This window comes from Streptomyces sp. ADI95-17, assembly GCF_003846175.1.
In the GTDB taxonomy this organism is placed as follows: Bacteria; Actinomycetota; Actinomycetes; order Streptomycetales; family Streptomycetaceae; genus Streptomyces; species Streptomyces sanglieri.
Genome location: NZ_ML123044.1, coordinates 256,593 through 270,755, shown reverse-complemented (window position 1 = coordinate 270,755; position 14,163 = coordinate 256,593). Strand labels below are relative to the sequence as shown.

At 71.6% G+C, this 14,163-nt stretch carries 13 protein-coding genes; 7 read left to right on the top strand and 6 right to left on the bottom strand.

What is annotated here, in order from left to right:
• Nucleotides 1–330 precede the first annotated feature (330 nt).
• Both serA and EES42_RS01145 read left to right on the top strand, forming a co-directional pair.
• On the top strand, nucleotides 331–1,923 hold the full coding sequence (serA, locus tag EES42_RS01150; protein WP_124716224.1) for a phosphoglycerate dehydrogenase: 1,593 nt from the start codon (nucleotides 331–333) through the stop codon (nucleotides 1,921–1,923).
• A gap of 80 nt (nucleotides 1,924–2,003) precedes the next feature.
• Nucleotides 2,004–2,600, top strand: coding sequence for a TetR/AcrR family transcriptional regulator (locus tag EES42_RS01145; protein WP_124716223.1), 597 nt, complete (start codon nucleotides 2,004–2,006; stop codon nucleotides 2,598–2,600).
• On the opposite strand, the gene EES42_RS01140 is transcribed toward EES42_RS01145, so the two are convergent.
• Nucleotides 2,590–3,732, bottom strand: a complete 1,143-nt coding sequence (locus tag EES42_RS01140) for a PucR family transcriptional regulator (RefSeq protein WP_124716222.1) — start codon at nucleotides 3,730–3,732, stop codon at nucleotides 2,590–2,592. The genes EES42_RS01145 and EES42_RS01140 overlap by 11 nt on opposite strands.
• Before the next feature lie 179 nt (nucleotides 3,733–3,911).
• On the opposite strand from EES42_RS01140, the gene EES42_RS01135 reads away from it, so the two are divergent.
• Together EES42_RS01135 and pruA are read left to right on the top strand one after the other, a co-directional pair.
• Nucleotides 3,912–4,838, top strand: coding sequence for a proline dehydrogenase family protein (locus EES42_RS01135; RefSeq protein WP_124716221.1), 927 nt, complete (start codon nucleotides 3,912–3,914; stop codon nucleotides 4,836–4,838).
• A gap of 39 nt (nucleotides 4,839–4,877) precedes the next feature.
• Nucleotides 4,878–6,509 (top strand): L-glutamate gamma-semialdehyde dehydrogenase, encoded by a 1,632-nt coding sequence (gene pruA, locus EES42_RS01130; protein WP_124716220.1) that lies wholly within the window; start codon nucleotides 4,878–4,880, stop codon nucleotides 6,507–6,509.
• A 258-nt stretch (nucleotides 6,510–6,767) separates the two neighbouring features.
• On the opposite strand, the gene EES42_RS01125 is transcribed toward pruA, so the two are convergent.
• The 4 genes from EES42_RS01125 to EES42_RS01110 form a co-directional block, all read right to left on the bottom strand.
• Nucleotides 6,768–7,478 carry a nitroreductase family protein gene (locus EES42_RS01125; protein WP_124716219.1) on the bottom strand — a complete coding sequence of 237 codons (711 nt, stop codon included), beginning with the start codon at nucleotides 7,476–7,478 and terminating at the stop codon, nucleotides 6,768–6,770.
• Between the two features lie 81 nt (nucleotides 7,479–7,559).
• The gene (locus EES42_RS01120) at nucleotides 7,560–8,747 is read right to left on the bottom strand and encodes a lysophospholipid acyltransferase family protein (RefSeq protein ID WP_164495183.1); all 1,188 of its coding nucleotides are present in this window, start codon (nucleotides 8,745–8,747) and stop codon (nucleotides 7,560–7,562) included.
• Between the two features lie 17 nt (nucleotides 8,748–8,764).
• Nucleotides 8,765–9,625 (bottom strand): phosphatidate cytidylyltransferase, encoded by an 861-nt coding sequence (locus tag EES42_RS01115; protein WP_124716217.1) that lies wholly within the window; start codon nucleotides 9,623–9,625, stop codon nucleotides 8,765–8,767.
• A complete protein-coding gene (locus EES42_RS01110; protein ID WP_124716216.1) occupies nucleotides 9,622–10,194 on the bottom strand; it encodes a CDP-alcohol phosphatidyltransferase family protein in 573 nt (190 codons plus the stop codon). The genes EES42_RS01115 and EES42_RS01110 overlap by 4 nt, the downstream gene beginning before the upstream one ends.
• A 100-nt stretch (nucleotides 10,195–10,294) precedes the next feature.
• Between EES42_RS01110 and EES42_RS01105 the strand changes: the two genes are divergently transcribed.
• Both EES42_RS01105 and EES42_RS47215 read left to right on the top strand, forming a co-directional pair.
• The gene (locus EES42_RS01105) at nucleotides 10,295–10,840 is read left to right on the top strand and encodes a GNAT family N-acetyltransferase (RefSeq protein WP_124716215.1); all 546 of its coding nucleotides are present in this window, start codon (nucleotides 10,295–10,297) and stop codon (nucleotides 10,838–10,840) included.
• 357 nt (nucleotides 10,841–11,197) lie between these two features.
• Nucleotides 11,198–11,326 (top strand): hypothetical protein, encoded by a 129-nt coding sequence (locus tag EES42_RS47215; RefSeq protein ID WP_259934858.1) that lies wholly within the window; start codon nucleotides 11,198–11,200, stop codon nucleotides 11,324–11,326.
• Between the two features lie 43 nt (nucleotides 11,327–11,369).
• Here EES42_RS47215 and EES42_RS01100 read toward each other — a convergent pair whose 3' ends face one another.
• Nucleotides 11,370–12,932: a purple acid phosphatase family protein gene (locus tag EES42_RS01100; RefSeq protein WP_124716214.1), complete on the bottom strand. Its 1,563-nt coding sequence runs from the start codon at nucleotides 12,930–12,932 to the stop codon at nucleotides 11,370–11,372.
• A 129-nt stretch (nucleotides 12,933–13,061) separates the two neighbouring features.
• Here EES42_RS01100 and EES42_RS01095 point away from each other — a divergent pair, with 129 nt between their 5' ends.
• Nucleotides 13,062–14,105: a 3-isopropylmalate dehydrogenase gene (locus EES42_RS01095; protein WP_124716213.1), complete on the top strand. Its 1,044-nt coding sequence runs from the start codon at nucleotides 13,062–13,064 to the stop codon at nucleotides 14,103–14,105.
• Nucleotides 14,106–14,163: the final 58 nt, after the last annotated feature.

The window sequence follows — 14,163 nt, the reverse complement described above, 5'->3', positions numbered from 1 at the left end:
CTACCGGCCGCGAGCTGCGCAAGCTCATGAGCTGGGTCAACGACGAGGACGCGTAACACCGACGCCCCGGGGGGCGGGTCTGCCGGCCCGCCCCCCGGGGCGCCTCCTTCTTCACCGCTGGAAGAGGCGGCGTCGTACGTGTGTACAAGTCGTCCACCCCCGTGTGGGTGATCCTTCCAACGGGGCGCAGTATGCGTCCTGGCGCATGACTACACTTCTCCACACATACACGCGTCAGGCCCACAGTGTCGTGCGTCTTCCACGCGGCAAGCCCCTCCACCGCCTGCGGCCGTCGGGACGGCCGTCCGCACTGGACCTGTGAGGACTCACGTGAGCTCGAAACCTGTCGTACTCATCGCTGAAGAGCTGTCGCCCGCCACGGTGGACGCGCTGGGCCCGGACTTCGAAATCCGGCACTGCAACGGCGCGGACCGCGCCGAGCTCCTCCCCGCGATCGCCGATGTCGATGCCATCCTGGTGCGCTCCGCCACCAAGGTCGACGCCGAGGCCGTCGCCGCCGCGAAGAAGCTGAAGGTCGTCGCCCGTGCGGGCGTCGGTCTCGACAACGTCGACGTCTCCGCCGCCACCAAGGCCGGCGTGATGGTCGTGAACGCGCCGACCTCCAACATCGTCACCGCCGCCGAGCTGGCCTGCGGTCTGCTGGTCGCCACCGCGCGCAACATCCCGCAGGCCAACAGCGCCCTCAAGAACGGCGAGTGGAAGCGCTCCAAGTACACCGGCGTCGAGCTCAGCGAGAAGACCCTCGGTGTCGTCGGCCTCGGCCGCATCGGCGTCCTGGTCGCGCAGCGGATGTCGGCCTTCGGTATGAAGATCGTCGCGTACGACCCCTATGTGCAGCCCGCGCGCGCCGCGCAGATGGGCGTCAAGCTCCTCACGCTCGACGAGCTGCTGGAGGTCGCGGACTTCATCACCGTGCACCTGCCCAAGACCCCCGAGACGCTCGGCCTGATCGGCGACGAGGCGCTGCACAAGGTGAAGCCCTCGGTCCGGATCGTCAACGCCGCGCGCGGTGGCATCGTCGACGAGGCGGCGCTCGCCTCCGCCCTCAAGGAGGGCCGCGTCGCCGGCGCCGGTCTCGACGTGTACGCGAAGGAGCCCTGCACGGACTCCCCGCTGTTCGAGTTCGACCAGGTCGTCTGCACCCCGCACCTCGGTGCCTCCACCGACGAGGCCCAGGAGAAGGCGGGCATCGCGGTCGCCAAGTCCGTGCGCCTGGCGCTCGCCGGTGAGCTGGTGCCGGACGCGGTCAACGTCCAGGGCGGCGTGATCGCCGAGGACGTGCGCCCGGGTCTGCCGCTCGCCGAGAAGCTCGGCCGGATCTTCACCGCGCTCGCGGGCGAGGTCGCGGTCCGTCTCGACGTCGAGGTGTACGGCGAGATCACCCAGCACGACGTCAAGGTGCTCGAACTCTCCGCGCTCAAGGGCGTGTTCGAGGACGTCGTCGACGAGACCGTGTCGTATGTGAACGCTCCGCTCTTCGCGCAGGAGCGCGGTGTCGAGGTCCGCCTCACCACCAGCTCCGAGTCGCCCGAGCACCGCAATGTGGTCACCGTCCGCGGCACGCTCTCGGGCGGCGAGGAGGTCTCGGTCTCCGGCACGCTGGCCGGGCCCAAGCACCTCCAGAAGATCGTCGCCGTCGGCGAGTACGACGTGGACCTGGCGCTGGCCGACCACATGGTGGTGCTGCGTTACGAGGACCGTCCCGGTGTCGTCGGCACGGTCGGCCGGATCCTCGGCGAGGCCGGTCTGAACATCGCGGGCATGCAGGTGTCGCGGACGGACGCGGGTGGCGAGGCGCTGGTCGTGCTCACCGTCGACGACGACGTCCCGGCGTCGGTGCTCGCCGAGATCTCCACCGAGATCGGTGCCAATTCGGCCCGCACGGTGAACCTGACCGACTGACGGTTCCGGAGCCCTTCCGCGTACCCGGCATCTAGACGTGCGTCTTACACAAACGTCTGCATGCCGGGTACGCTGCTTTCATGGGACACCGTGAGGATCTGCTCGAAGGCGCCAAGCGCTGCCTGCTGGAGAAGGGATACGCCCGGACGACGGCGCGCGACATCGTGGCCGCCTCCGGTACGAACCTCGCCTCCATCGGCTACCACTACGGCTCCAAGGAGGCCCTGCTCAACCTCGCCTTTGTCAAGGTGACGGAGGAGTGGGGGGATCTGCTCACCGACGACGGGCAGGAGCGCGCGGAGGGCGACGACGCGTCCGGGCCGCCGCTCGACCAGTTCCGCGACACCTGGGAGCGGGTGATCGACAGCTTCGAGGAGACCCGGTCCGTCTGGCAGCTCCAGATGGAGGTCGTCTCCCGGATCGACAAGGACCCGGAGCTGCGGAAGGCCCTGCTGGACCCGCAGCGTGAGGGGCGCGACGGGCTCGCCGAGGGCATGCTCGGCATCGACCCGGAGAAGGACCCGGAGAAGGCGCGGGTGGCCGGGCTGTTCTGTCAGGCGCTGCTCGCGGGCGTGATGGTGCAGTGGCTGATGGACAGTGAATCCGCCCCGTCCGCACAGGACTTGACGGACGGTCTGAAGGTCGTGCTGGAGGGCCGGGGAGGCTCTACCTCCTGAGCCGTGCGCTCTTGAGCGCCATGTGCAGCAGCAGCCGGTCCTCGCCGTCGTTGAGATCGAGGCCGGTGAGCTGCTGGATCCGGGAGAGCCGGTAGTAGAGCGTCTGGCGGTGGACCCCGAGGGCCGCGGCCGTCCGGGACGCCTGGCCCGCGCAGTCGAGGAACACCTCGGCGGTGCGGGCCAGATCCTTGTGCGGCGGGGTGAGCAGGGCGCGGACCACCGGGTCCGCGACCGCCTCCGCGGGGAGCGCGGTCAGCAGCCGGTACGGCCCGATCGACGACCACCGCGCCACCGGGCCGAACCGGGACTCGGCCGCCGCCGCGCGGGCGGCCCCCACCGCCTCCTGCCAGGCCGCGGCCAGCTCCGCGAGACCCCGGCGGGGCACCGCGACCCCGGCGGTGGCGTCCCGGCCCGCGGCCGACCGCAGCCGGTCCGCGGCGGTGAGCGCCGGTTCGAGGACATCGGTGGAGCGCAGCCGGACCAGCGCGGCCAGCGAGGGGAACCCTCCGGTCCCGGGCACCGAGGACAGCGCCGCCGCCGACGGGACCGCCCGGACCGACGGCGGATCGTCCGGCCACGGGGCCACGCACACCACCGTGTGCAGCCCCTGGGCGTCCGGCCCCAGCGCCTCGTACAGCGCGGCCACCGCCATGTCGCGCTGCCAGCCCCGCCCGGCGGTCAGCACCGCACCGAACTCCCGGGACGGATCGGTGCCCGCCCGCGCCTCGTCGGCGAGCAGCGCCCCGATCCGGGCCGCCACTTCCATCGCCGCCTTCAGCTGTTCGTCGGTCGGCCCGGGGTCGGCGTCGAGCAGCCATACGTAGCCGAGCACGGCACCCCGATGGCGCACCGGCAGGCAGATCCGGTCCCGGAAGACCCCGGCCTCCGGGGCCGCGGGGATGCGGACCGGTCCGGTGGCGCGGGTGATGCCGAAGCCCTCGAACCAGGCGCGGACGGCGGGCGTGGAGCGGCGGGTCAGGATCGAGCGGGTGCGGACCGGGTCCATCGCGGTGTCGTCGTCGCTGTCGTGGGCGCCGAAGGCGACCAGGCCGAAGTCCCGGTTCTCCAGCGTCGCGGGGGCGCCGAGCAGCCCGGAGATCTCGTCGACCAGCTCCTGGTAATCGCCCTTCACCCGGCCATTCTCGCACCCCTTCAGACATATGTCTGAGAACCGGGGAACGGATGCGTGACAGCTGTCGATGGCACAGGATCGGAGAGATCCTTAGATTTCACGGTGGTTCTCCGTGCTGTACCGGTCTGTTCCCAATCTGCCGGTATGGCCTTCGTTCGTACTTTCCGTGGAGGTGCCCCGTGCTGGGTCCCGTGATTCTCGCCGCGTCCCGCAGCGACAAGATGCGCCGTTTCATCTCGGCCGCACCTGGCACCAAGCAGGTCGTCGACCGGTTCATCGCCGGTGAGACCGTCGACCAGGTCGTCCCGATCATCGAGGACGCCGCCGGCAAGGGTCTCGAAGTCACCCTCGACGTGGTCGGCGAGGACATCACCACCCCCGAGCAGGCCGCCGACGCCCGCGACGCCTACCTCGAACTGATCGAGCGCCTCAAGGACCTCGGCCTGGGCACCAGGGCCGAGATGTCCGTCAAGCTCTCCATGTTCGGACAGGCGCTGGACGGCGGCCACGAGCTGGCGCTCGCCAACGTCCGCCCGGTCGTCGAGGCCGCCGCCGAGATCGGCACCACGGTCACGCTGGACGCCGAGGACCACACCACCCTCGACTCGATGTTCGCCATCCACGAGGAACTGCGGAGGGACTTCCCGCAGACCGGCTGTGTGATCCAGGCCTACCTGTTCCGCACCGAGGACGACGCCCGCCGGCTGGCCGCCGCCGGCAGCCGCGTCCGCATCGTGAAGGGCGCCTACAAGGAGCCCGCCTCCGTCGCGTACCAGGACAAGGCCGAGATCGACAAGGCGTACGTCCGTATCCTGCGGATCCTCATGGAGGGCGAGGGCTACCCGATGATCGGGTCGCACGACCCGCGTCTGATCGCCATCGCCCAGGAGCTGGGCCGCAAGGCCGGGCGCAAACTGGATGAGTACGAGTTCCAGATGCTGTACGGCATCCGCAGCGACGAGCACCTCCGGCTCGCGGCCGAGGGACACCGGATGCGTGTCTACACCGCGTACGGCACCGACTGGTACGGCTACTTCATGCGCCGCCTCGCCGAGAAGCCGGCGAACCTGCTGTTCTTCGGCCGCTCCATCCTCACCAAGGGCTGAGCCCCCCTCCACCTCTCTACCCAAGGAGCAACGGAACCCATGGACGCTGTCACCCAGGTCCCCGCGCCGGTCAACGAGCCGGTCCACTCCTACGCCCCGGGCTCCCCGGAGCGTGCCCGCCTGGAGGTGAAGCTCAAGGAGCTCGCCGAGAACCCGATCGACCTTCCGATGACCATCGGTGGCGAGAAGCGGATGGGCGGCGGCGAGCGCTTCGACGTCGTACAGCCGCACAACCACAAGGCCGTCATCGGTACCTTCGCGGGCGCCACCCAGCAGGACGCGCAGGACGCGATCGACGCCGCGCTCGCCGCCGCCCCGGCCTGGCGCGCGATGTCCTTCGACGACCGCGCCGCGATCATCCTGCGCGCCGCCGAGCTGCTGTCCGGCCCGTGGCGCGAGACGATGGCCGCCTCCACGATGCTCGGCCAGTCCAAGACCGCGCAGCAGGCCGAGATCGACACCCCCTGCGAGCTCGTCGACTTCTGGCGCTTCAACGTGCACTACGCGCGCCAGATCCTCGCCGAGCAGCCGCCGGCCAACTCGCCGGGCGTGTGGAACCGCATGGACCACCGCCCGCTGGAGGGCTTCGTCTACGCGATCACGCCGTTCAACTTCACGGCCATCGCGGGCAACCTGCCCACCGCCCCCGCCCTCATGGGCAACGTCGTGGTGTGGAAGCCGTCCCCGACGCAGACCCACGCCGCCGTGCTGCTGATGCAGCTGCTGGAAGAGGCCGGTCTGCCCAAGGGCGTCATCAACCTGGTGACCGGTGACGGCATCGCCGTCTCCGAGGTGGCCCTGAACCACCGCGACCTGGCCGGCATCCACTTCACCGGCTCGACCCCCACCTTCCAGCACCTGTGGAAGACGGTCGGCAACAACATCGCCAATTACCGCACCTACCCGCGGCTCGTCGGCGAGACCGGTGGCAAGGACTTCGTCGTCGCCCACCCGTCGGCCGACCACGCCGTCCTGAAGACCGCGCTGACCCGGGGCTCCTTCGAGTTCCAGGGCCAGAAGTGCTCGGCCTCCTCCCGCGCGTACGTCCCGGCCTCCATCTGGAACTCCGGTTTCAAGGAGAAGTTCGCCGCCGAGGTCGACTCCATCTCCATGGGTGACGTCACCGACCTGTCGAACTTCATCGGCGCCGTCATCGACGAGCGTTCGTTCGCCAAGAACAAGGCCGCGATCGACCGCGCGAAGTCCGACCCGTCCTGCACGATCGTCGCGGGCGGCACGTACGACGACTCGGTGGGCTACTTCGTCCGCCCGACCGTCATCGAGTGCAGCGACCCGGAGAACGAGGTCTTCACGACCGAGTACTTCGGCCCGATCCTCGCCGTGCACGTCTACGAGGACGACCGGTACGACGCGATGCTGGAGCAGATGGAGTTGGTCTCCGACTACGCGCTGACCGGTTCCGTCATCTCGAACGACCGCGCCGCGGCCGCGTACACGATGGAGAAGCTGCGCTACGCCGCGGGCAACTTCTACATCAACGACAAGTCGACCGGTGCCGTCGTCGGCCAGCAGCCCTTCGGCGGTGGCCGTGCCTCGGGTACGAACGACAAGGCGGGCGCCCCGCAGAACCTGCAGCGCTGGACCCTGACCCGGGCCATCAAGGAGACGCTGGTCCCGCCGACCGACTACACCTACCCCCACCAGGGCTAAGAGGGTGGCGGGTGGCCTCTGACCGGGCGGCCACGCCCTGGCACGCACGCTTCCGGCGTTGTCGTCGGTCGGCGACGCTCCGCGTCGCCTCCCTCCTCCGCCTTGGAATCGCACGCACCAGACCGCGTCCGCCATCCGGTCCGAGGCCACCCGCCGCCTTCCTCCCCCGGGGCGCCCCCACCCCCGGCGCCCCGCCACGAATTCCGCCTCCCGCCCGGTTCCCCTGCCGGCCGGGAGGCGGTTTCCATTCGTCTCGTCTCAGATCTCCACGAGCACCTGGTCCAGCGACTTCCGTACCAGGCCGGGCACCTGGCAGTCGTCGGCCGGATACCCGACCGGAATCACCGCGAACGCCTTCTCGTTCTCCGGCCGGTCCAGCACCTCGCGCAGGAACCGCATCGGGCTCGGCGTGTGGATCAGCGCCGCCAGGCCCGACAGGTGCAGGGCCGAGAGCAGCATCCCGACGGCGATCCCGACCGACTCGTCGACGTAGTAGTGCTTGTGCCGGGTGCCGTCCTCGCCCACCCAGTACCGCTGCTGGAAGACCACGACCAGGGCCGGGGCGTCCGTCATGTGGGCCTTGACGGCGTCCGTGCCCAGCGGGCGCAGCGCCGCCAGCCACTCCTCGCCGAGCCTGCCGTCGTAGCTGATCCGCTCCTCGTGCTCGGCCGCCTCACGGATGAGCCCGCGCACCTGCGGGTCCTTGACCAGGACGAAGGTCCACGGCTGCTGATGGGCGCCGGACGGGGCGGTCGCGGCACAGGCGATCGCGTCCTTCACGACCTGCTCGGGAACGGGGTCGGACGAGAACTGGCGCACGGTCCTGCGCCCGCCCATCGCCTCCCGCAGCCGGGCGGCCCGTGCGAGCGACTCGTCTGCCGGGATCCGTTCGGGGCGGTGGGGGACCGGCTGGTAGGGCGCGCCATGGATGGGCGTCCACTGCTGGGGTACGGCTGTGGTGTCGGACATCCCGGCAGTGTGGCGCGCGGCGACTGGTCCGGACCAGAGCGTCCTCGGACAGAAGCGGCGCGCCCGTCGGTCAGTGTCCGCTCAGCCCCAGCCCGCGACGATCATCGAGAGCCCCGCCGTGAACCCGCCGCCCAGCAGGACCAGATAGTGGCCGTACCGGCGGCGGTGGCGGCGCATCAGCAGCCCGAAGGCGGCGAAGCCGAGCCCCACGGTGAGCGTCCGGGAGCCCCGGGCCGTCGCCGAAGCGGTGAGCCAGTCGAGCGCGGGCACACCGGCGCGGCCCGCCTCGGCCCCGTACACCTTGAACGGAATGCCGTTCCACGGCTGGTGCCGCACCGCCGAGGCGCCCTCCAGCGCCAGCTCGGCCCGGACCTCGGCGCGCATCCGGTCCGTGGTCAGCGGGGCGGGCAGATGTACGCCGGCCGAGGCCAGCTGAAGGGCGAGCAGACCGCCGGCGAGACTGCCGGCGAGCGCGCCCAGCGACATCCGCAGCGCCGCCCCCGGCACCGCCACACAGACCACGGCCAGCAGCAGCTCCGGCATCAGCGGCCAGCTCAGCGCCTCCGCCAGCGCCCACCCGAAGGCCAGCGGGACACCCCGGCGCGAGGTGACGACCGACGCCACCCGGCGCCGCGTCGCGGAGTCCCGCAGCGGCTCGGCGACCGTGCGTGCGTGCAGCGCGACCACCGCGTCGCGGGCCTCCCGCGGACCGGTCGTCGACGGCAGCGGATCACCGATCGACACCCGCACCAGCGCCGAGCGCAGCCGGCCGTGCTTGGGCAGCAGTCGGTCCGTGCCCGCGATCCCCACCGGCACCACCGGGACGCCCGCCCGCTCGGCCAGCACCAGCGCGCCGCGGTGGAAGGAGCCCAGCTCGCCGTCCTTGCCCCGGGTCCCCTCCGGGAACAGGACGACAGCCCGGCCGGAGCGGAGCTCGTCCGCCATGGACAGCAGGTCGTCCATGCCGCCGCCACTGCGCCGCACCGGGAAGCCGGCCGCGAGCCGGCGGCAGATCCGGCGCCGCCACGGCGAGGCGAACCAGTAGTCGGCCGCCGCGCCGATCGCCGGGGTGTGCCGGGCGTCGAGCGCGGCGAGCAGCGCCGCCGTGTCGGCGTGCGAGGAGTGGTTGGCGACGACGACACAGCCGCCGCGCGGCAGCCGGCCGCGCCGCTCCACCCCGCCGGTGAGACTGAGGGCGCCCCACCACAGACCGCGCCGGAGCGCGGCGGTGAACCGGGAACGTGCGGGCGGCGCGACCCGGCCGGGCATGCGCGCAAGGGTGCCGGTCATGTCATCACCATCGTCAGGAGAAGGGCCACCAACAGGGAGTCGATCCGGTCGAGGAGGCCGCCGAAGCCGGGCAGCCAGCTGCCCGCGTCCTTCACCCCCGACTCGCGCTTGACCATCGATTCGAGCAGGTCACCGAGGACACAGCCGCCGGTCACCGCGGCCCACAGCGGGAGCGTGAACTCGCCGAGCACGAGCAGCAGCAGGGCCGTCGCCACCGCCGCGCCCAGCACCCCCGCCCAGGTCTTGTTGGGGGAGAGCGGCGACAGCGGCCGGGCGAGCGGGCCCCGGCGGCCCAGCGCCGTACCGCCGCACCAGGCGCCGACGTCGCCGAGCGCCACCGCGAGACCCACCGCGACCCCCGTGTCCCCGAGCGTCACCAGACCGGTCAGCGCGACCGGGATCCACAGCAGCCCGAAGGCGGTGCGTGCGGTGCGGGTGAAGCCGGTCCGGTCGTCCCCGCCGAGCACCGGCGCCAGCGCGGCCGCGACCAGCAGCAGCGCCGCCGCCCGGACGTCGAGGAGCCGCGGCGCCAGCCACGCCAGCGCGGGGAGCGCCACCGCGGCCGTCACGAGCACCGCGAGATCGCCGCGGCGCAGCCCGGCCATCCGCGCGAACTCGCCCGCCGCGACCACCCCGAGCCCCGCGGCCAGCGCGAACGTCCCGCCGCCGCCCAGGAAGTACGCCCCCAGGAAGACCGGCGCCACCAGCGCCCAGGTCCGCCACCGCTTGCGCAGCTCGGCCCGCATCCGGACCTTCGACGGCAGTACGGCGACGGCGACACCGCCCGCCCCCAGCACCCCCGCGACCAGCGGCACGGCCCGCGCCGCAGCTTCCTCCGCGATCAGTACGGCGCTCATGCCAGCTCCCGCCACAGGCCCGCCAGCCGGAGCACCGCGGTGAGCAGCGAACCGGCGGCGATCACGATCAGTACGGGTACCGCCCAGCCGCTCGCCGCCGCGACCACGACCAGCAGGCAGCGTTCGGTCTTGCCGACCGGGCCGCCGTTGCGCCGGGGCGCGCCCGCAGCCGCCCCGGCCAGCGACACCCAGGACGGCAGGGTCGCCGCGAGCCCGGCCACCGCCACCAGCCACAGCGGGGCGAGCGCCAGGAAGCCGGCCAGCACCACCAGATCCGCCACCCGGTCGCCGAGCTCGTTGAGCACCGCGCCGCGCCGGGTCGTCCGGCCGGTGTCGCGGGCCAGCGCGCCGTCCAGGTTGGCGAAGGCGAGCCGGGCGGCGAGCAGTACGGCGACCGGCAGGGCGGCGAGGCCGGCGGGCAGCCAGGCCAGCGCGGCGGCGGCACCGGCCGCCGAGACCACGCCGGCCGCGGTGAGGGTGTCGGGCGACACCTCACGGCGGACCAGCGAGGCGCGGACTCCGGAGAGCCGGTCCGCGTACCAGGGCTTGAGAGCGTAGAGGCCGTTCATGTGTCCAACTGTCGTGCGACGCACAGTCCTTCGACACGTGGCAGGTACTCAGATGCCCACTGAGTATTCGGCGGCCGTGGTGGCTGAGATGCTGAGGGACATGACTGAGCCGATCCTTCGCACCGCACACACCTGCCGACTGGGCCCGGCCGACCTCGATGAGATCCGCGTGCTCCTGGACACCGCGTTCGAGGGCGACTTCAGCGACGACGACTGGGACCACAGCCTCGGCGGCATCCACGCGTGGATACGCGACGGCAGCGGTCTGCTGGCGCACGGCAGCGTCATCCAGCGCCGGGTGGTCCACCTGGGCCGCTCGTACCGGATCGGCTACGTGGAGGCCGTGGCGGTCCGCGCGGACCGGCGCCGGGAAGGGCTCGGCGGGCGGATCATGGCCGAGCTGGAGAAGGTCGTCGACGGGGCGTACGCCTTCGGCGCGCTGTCCGCGTCGGCCGCCGGGGCCGCGCTGTACGCCGGGCGCGGCTGGCGGGTGTGGCCGGGGCGGATCGCGGTGCAGGCGCGGTACGGGGTGGAGCGGCTGCCGGGCGAGGAGGGCAGCACCTATGTCCGCGGCGCGGCCGGGCGCGGGCTGCCCACCGGCTCCGGGACGCTGGTCTTCGACTGGCGGGACGGGGACGTGACGTGAGCGACACCCGCCCCGACGAGGCGGCCCGGGGGCCGTGTCACCCCGTCTGAGCAGGGGCGATGTCCTGTCGTCCGGGCCCTCGTCCGGAATCCGGGGACGGCCGGGGGTAAACCTCCGTCTCAGATAGTAGGAAGTCCGAGTAATTGTGGAGACAGACCGGCCGAGCTGCCCTAGCTTTGTAGGAGCCGAACGTCTCGCTAGATCCAGCGACTGGCGGTCGTGAGTGCGCGCCCTTGTGCAGGCAACCCCTGCGGCGCCCGCTCCCCGCCCCTTCCGGCGCCTCGAAATCCCGATCTCGAAATCATCTTCACGATTTTCGATCTCGAAATCCTCGCGATCTCAAGGAGTCGATCCATCATGGTCCAGACGACTGCCCGCCGTGTCCGTCACACCCACCGCCCGACCGAGTCGGAGCGCCGGAACGCCGCCGCCGCCCTCCAGCGCGCCCTCGACCGCAGGGACAACGGCGGCTCCACGGGCCACTGAGACCGGCTGAACGGGCCGGTCGACGGACCGGCCCGGCGGACGGTCAGCCCCGGCTGATCTCGAAGTGGTCGATGCGCTCGCCCGACTCGGCGAGCGCGGTGACCTTCATCCGGGCGTGCCGGCCGGGCTGCACCTCCACCGCCAGGAACGAGAAGCCGGTGTAGCGCACCCGGGACCACTCCACGGTCTCGGCGGCCTTTCCGCCGCCCTTGACCACGTGGTACGTGTCCACGCTCTCCCGGTCCGCGACATGGCCCTCGTAGGTGTCCGGCACCGGGAAGTCGTACAGCGCCTTGCCCGCGCCGCCCGCGGTGACGTACACGATGCCGTCCCGCGTCGGGTCGGTGCGCTCGCCGATCGGCACCCTGCGCCGGACGGCGTTGTTCAGGATCGCGTCGGTGCGCTCGTAGACGTGGTTGTGGCCGTTGATGACCAGGTCCACCTGGTGCTTCTCGAAGAGCGGCACCCACGCGTCGCGCACCCCGCCGTCGGAGGCGTGCGCGTTGGTGGTGGAGAAGGCGCAGTGGTGGAAGAAGACCACGACGAAGTCGATGTCGTGACGGGCCCGCAGCTCACCGAGGCGCCGGTCCAGCCAGCGGGTCTGCCGGCCGTCGCTGATCCCGAAGTTGGCCGGGATCTCGTACGAGACGTCATTGGCGTCGAGGGCGACGACCCCCACATTGCCGTGCACGAACGAGTAGGCGCCGGGCTGGTTCACCGGGTCCGGGCCGTTGTCGGGCAGCGTCCAGCGGGCGTTCTGGCCGCCGTAGCCGTCCGGCGAGTACCAGGCCTCCATGTCGTGGTTGCCGGTGGTCACCATCCACGGCACGGTCTTCGACACGGTCTCCGTCTGCGCCAGGAACTGGTCCCAGGTGCGGGCGTCGTAGGTGTCGGTGCTCTGCCCGGAGCCGGACGGGTCGGCGTAGCAGATGTCGCCCGCGTGCAGGTGGAACGCCGGGTTCTGGCCCAGGATCAGCTGGTCGTTGCCCAGCGCGTGGTAGCTGACGCCCTGGTCGCCGAAGGCGGTGAAGGTGAACGCCTCGGCGCGCGCGGGCGCGGTGGTGAAGGTGCCGAGCGTGCCCAGGTTGCGGGTGTCGGCGGGGTCGAAGCCGTCGTGGCCGACGCCGTAGTAGTACGTCGTGCCGGGCTGCAGCCGCTCCAGACTCGCGTGCACGTAGAACTGCTCGGCGGCCGCGATCCTGCCCCCGTTCAGCTCCGGGGTGGTCAGGTGGCGGACCTCGGCGTCGATCCGGCGGCTCAGCGCCCACGGCTTGTGGCCGATCCGGATGTACGGCCGCCGCACGGCGAACGGGACCTGCCAGGAGACCGCCATCCGGGTCTTCGGGTCCGCGCCGTACGCCAGATGCCGGCCGAACGGCGCCACCAGCGAACCGTCCACCCGGGTGGAGCTGTGGTGCGAGGTGAGCACGGTGGGGGCGGCGTACGCGGGCGAGGTGCCGAGCCCGGCACCGGCGACCGCCGCGGTCGCCACGCCCGTACGCAGCACGCCGCGCCGGGTCAGCCGGGTGCGCAGACAGTCGTGCTGCTCGGCCATGCTCATGCGGCCGGCGAGTTTCTCGGGGATTCCGAAACGGGGGATGTCCATGGACCAGAACATCCACCCGCCGCCCGACGCCGTACCGTCAGATAGGTGAACGGTACACGTACAGCTCCCCATGTGTCCGTATGGTGGACGTGACGTGTCATGGGGTGGGACGCGCAGTAGGGTGCGGACATGTCTCGCAGCATCAATCTCGCAGTGATCCCCGGTGACGGTATCGGCCAGGAGGTCGTGGCCCAGGGCCTCAAGGTCCTCAACGCTGTTCTCCCGCAGGACGTGAAGCTGGAGACCAAGGAGTACGACCTTGGCGCCCAGCGGTGGCACCGCACCGGTGAAACCCTCCCGGACGCGGAGCTCGAAGCCCTCAAGGGGCACGACGCCATCCTGCTCGGCGCGATCGGTGACCCCTCCGTGCCGTCGGGCGTCCTGGAGCGCGGGCTCCTGCTGAAGCTGCGGTTCGCCTTCGACCACTTCATCAACCTGCGGCCGTCGAAGCTGTTCCCGAACACCGCGACCCCGCTGGTCGGCCGCCCGGACATCGACTTCGTCGTCGTCCGCGAGGGCACCGAGGGCCCGTACACCGGCAACGGCGGCTCGCTGCGCACCGGTACGCCGGCCGAGGTCGCCACCGAGGTCAGCGTCAACACCGCGTACGGCGTCGAGCGCGTCGTCCGGGACGCGTTCGAGCGGGCGAACGCCCGCCCGCGCAAGAAGCTGACGCTGGTGCACAAGAACAACGTCCTCGTGTACGCGGGCCACATGTGGAAGAACATCTTCGACAAGGTCGCGACCGAGTACCCCGAGGTCACCACCGACTATCTGCACGTCGACGCCGCGACGATCTTCTTCGTCACCCAGCCGGAGCGCTTCGACGTCATCGTCACCGACAACCTCTTCGGCGACATCCTCACCGACCTCGCCGCCGCCGTGACCGGCGGTATCGGCCTGGCCGCCTCCGGCAACATCAACCCGACGGGCACCTTCCCGTCGATGTTCGAACCGGTCCACGGCTCCGCCCCCGACATCGCGGGCCAGGGCAAGGCCGACCCGACCGCCACGGTCCTCTCCGTCGCCCTCCTGCTGCGCCACCTCGGCTACGAGGCCGAGGCCGTGCGCATCGAGGATGCCGTCTCCGCCGACCTCGCGGAGCGCGACGGTGCCACGAGCCGTACGACCGACCAGATCGGCGACGTGCTCGCGGTACGCGTAGCGGACTGACCCGACGACTCCGTTTCGAAGCCGCCGGGCAACCACCGCACCCGGCGGCTTCACCTTG

Bases quoted from the DNA above. Each gene is read 5' to 3' on its own strand.
- pruA (WP_124716220.1), top strand. From the start codon at position 4,878: ATGGACGCTGTCACCCAGGTCCCCGCGCCGGTCAACGAGCCGGTCCAC.
- EES42_RS01110 (WP_124716216.1), bottom strand. From the start codon at position 10,194: ATGAACGGCCTCTACGCTCTCAAGCCCTGGTACGCGGACCGGCTCTCC.
- EES42_RS47215 (WP_259934858.1), top strand. From the start codon at position 11,198: ATGGTCCAGACGACTGCCCGCCGTGTCCGTCACACCCACCGCCCGACC.
- EES42_RS01115 (WP_124716217.1), bottom strand. From the start codon at position 9,625: ATGAGCGCCGTACTGATCGCGGAGGAAGCTGCGGCGCGGGCCGTGCCG.
- EES42_RS01120 (WP_164495183.1), bottom strand. From the start codon at position 8,747: ATGCCCGGCCGGGTCGCGCCGCCCGCACGTTCCCGGTTCACCGCCGCG.
- EES42_RS01145 (WP_124716223.1), top strand. From the start codon at position 2,004: ATGGGACACCGTGAGGATCTGCTCGAAGGCGCCAAGCGCTGCCTGCTG.
- EES42_RS01100 (WP_124716214.1), bottom strand. From the start codon at position 12,932: ATGGACATCCCCCGTTTCGGAATCCCCGAGAAACTCGCCGGCCGCATG.
- EES42_RS01125 (WP_124716219.1), bottom strand. From the start codon at position 7,478: ATGTCCGACACCACAGCCGTACCCCAGCAGTGGACGCCCATCCATGGC.
- EES42_RS01095 (WP_124716213.1), top strand. From the start codon at position 13,062: ATGTCTCGCAGCATCAATCTCGCAGTGATCCCCGGTGACGGTATCGGC.
- EES42_RS01105 (WP_124716215.1), top strand. From the start codon at position 10,295: ATGACTGAGCCGATCCTTCGCACCGCACACACCTGCCGACTGGGCCCG.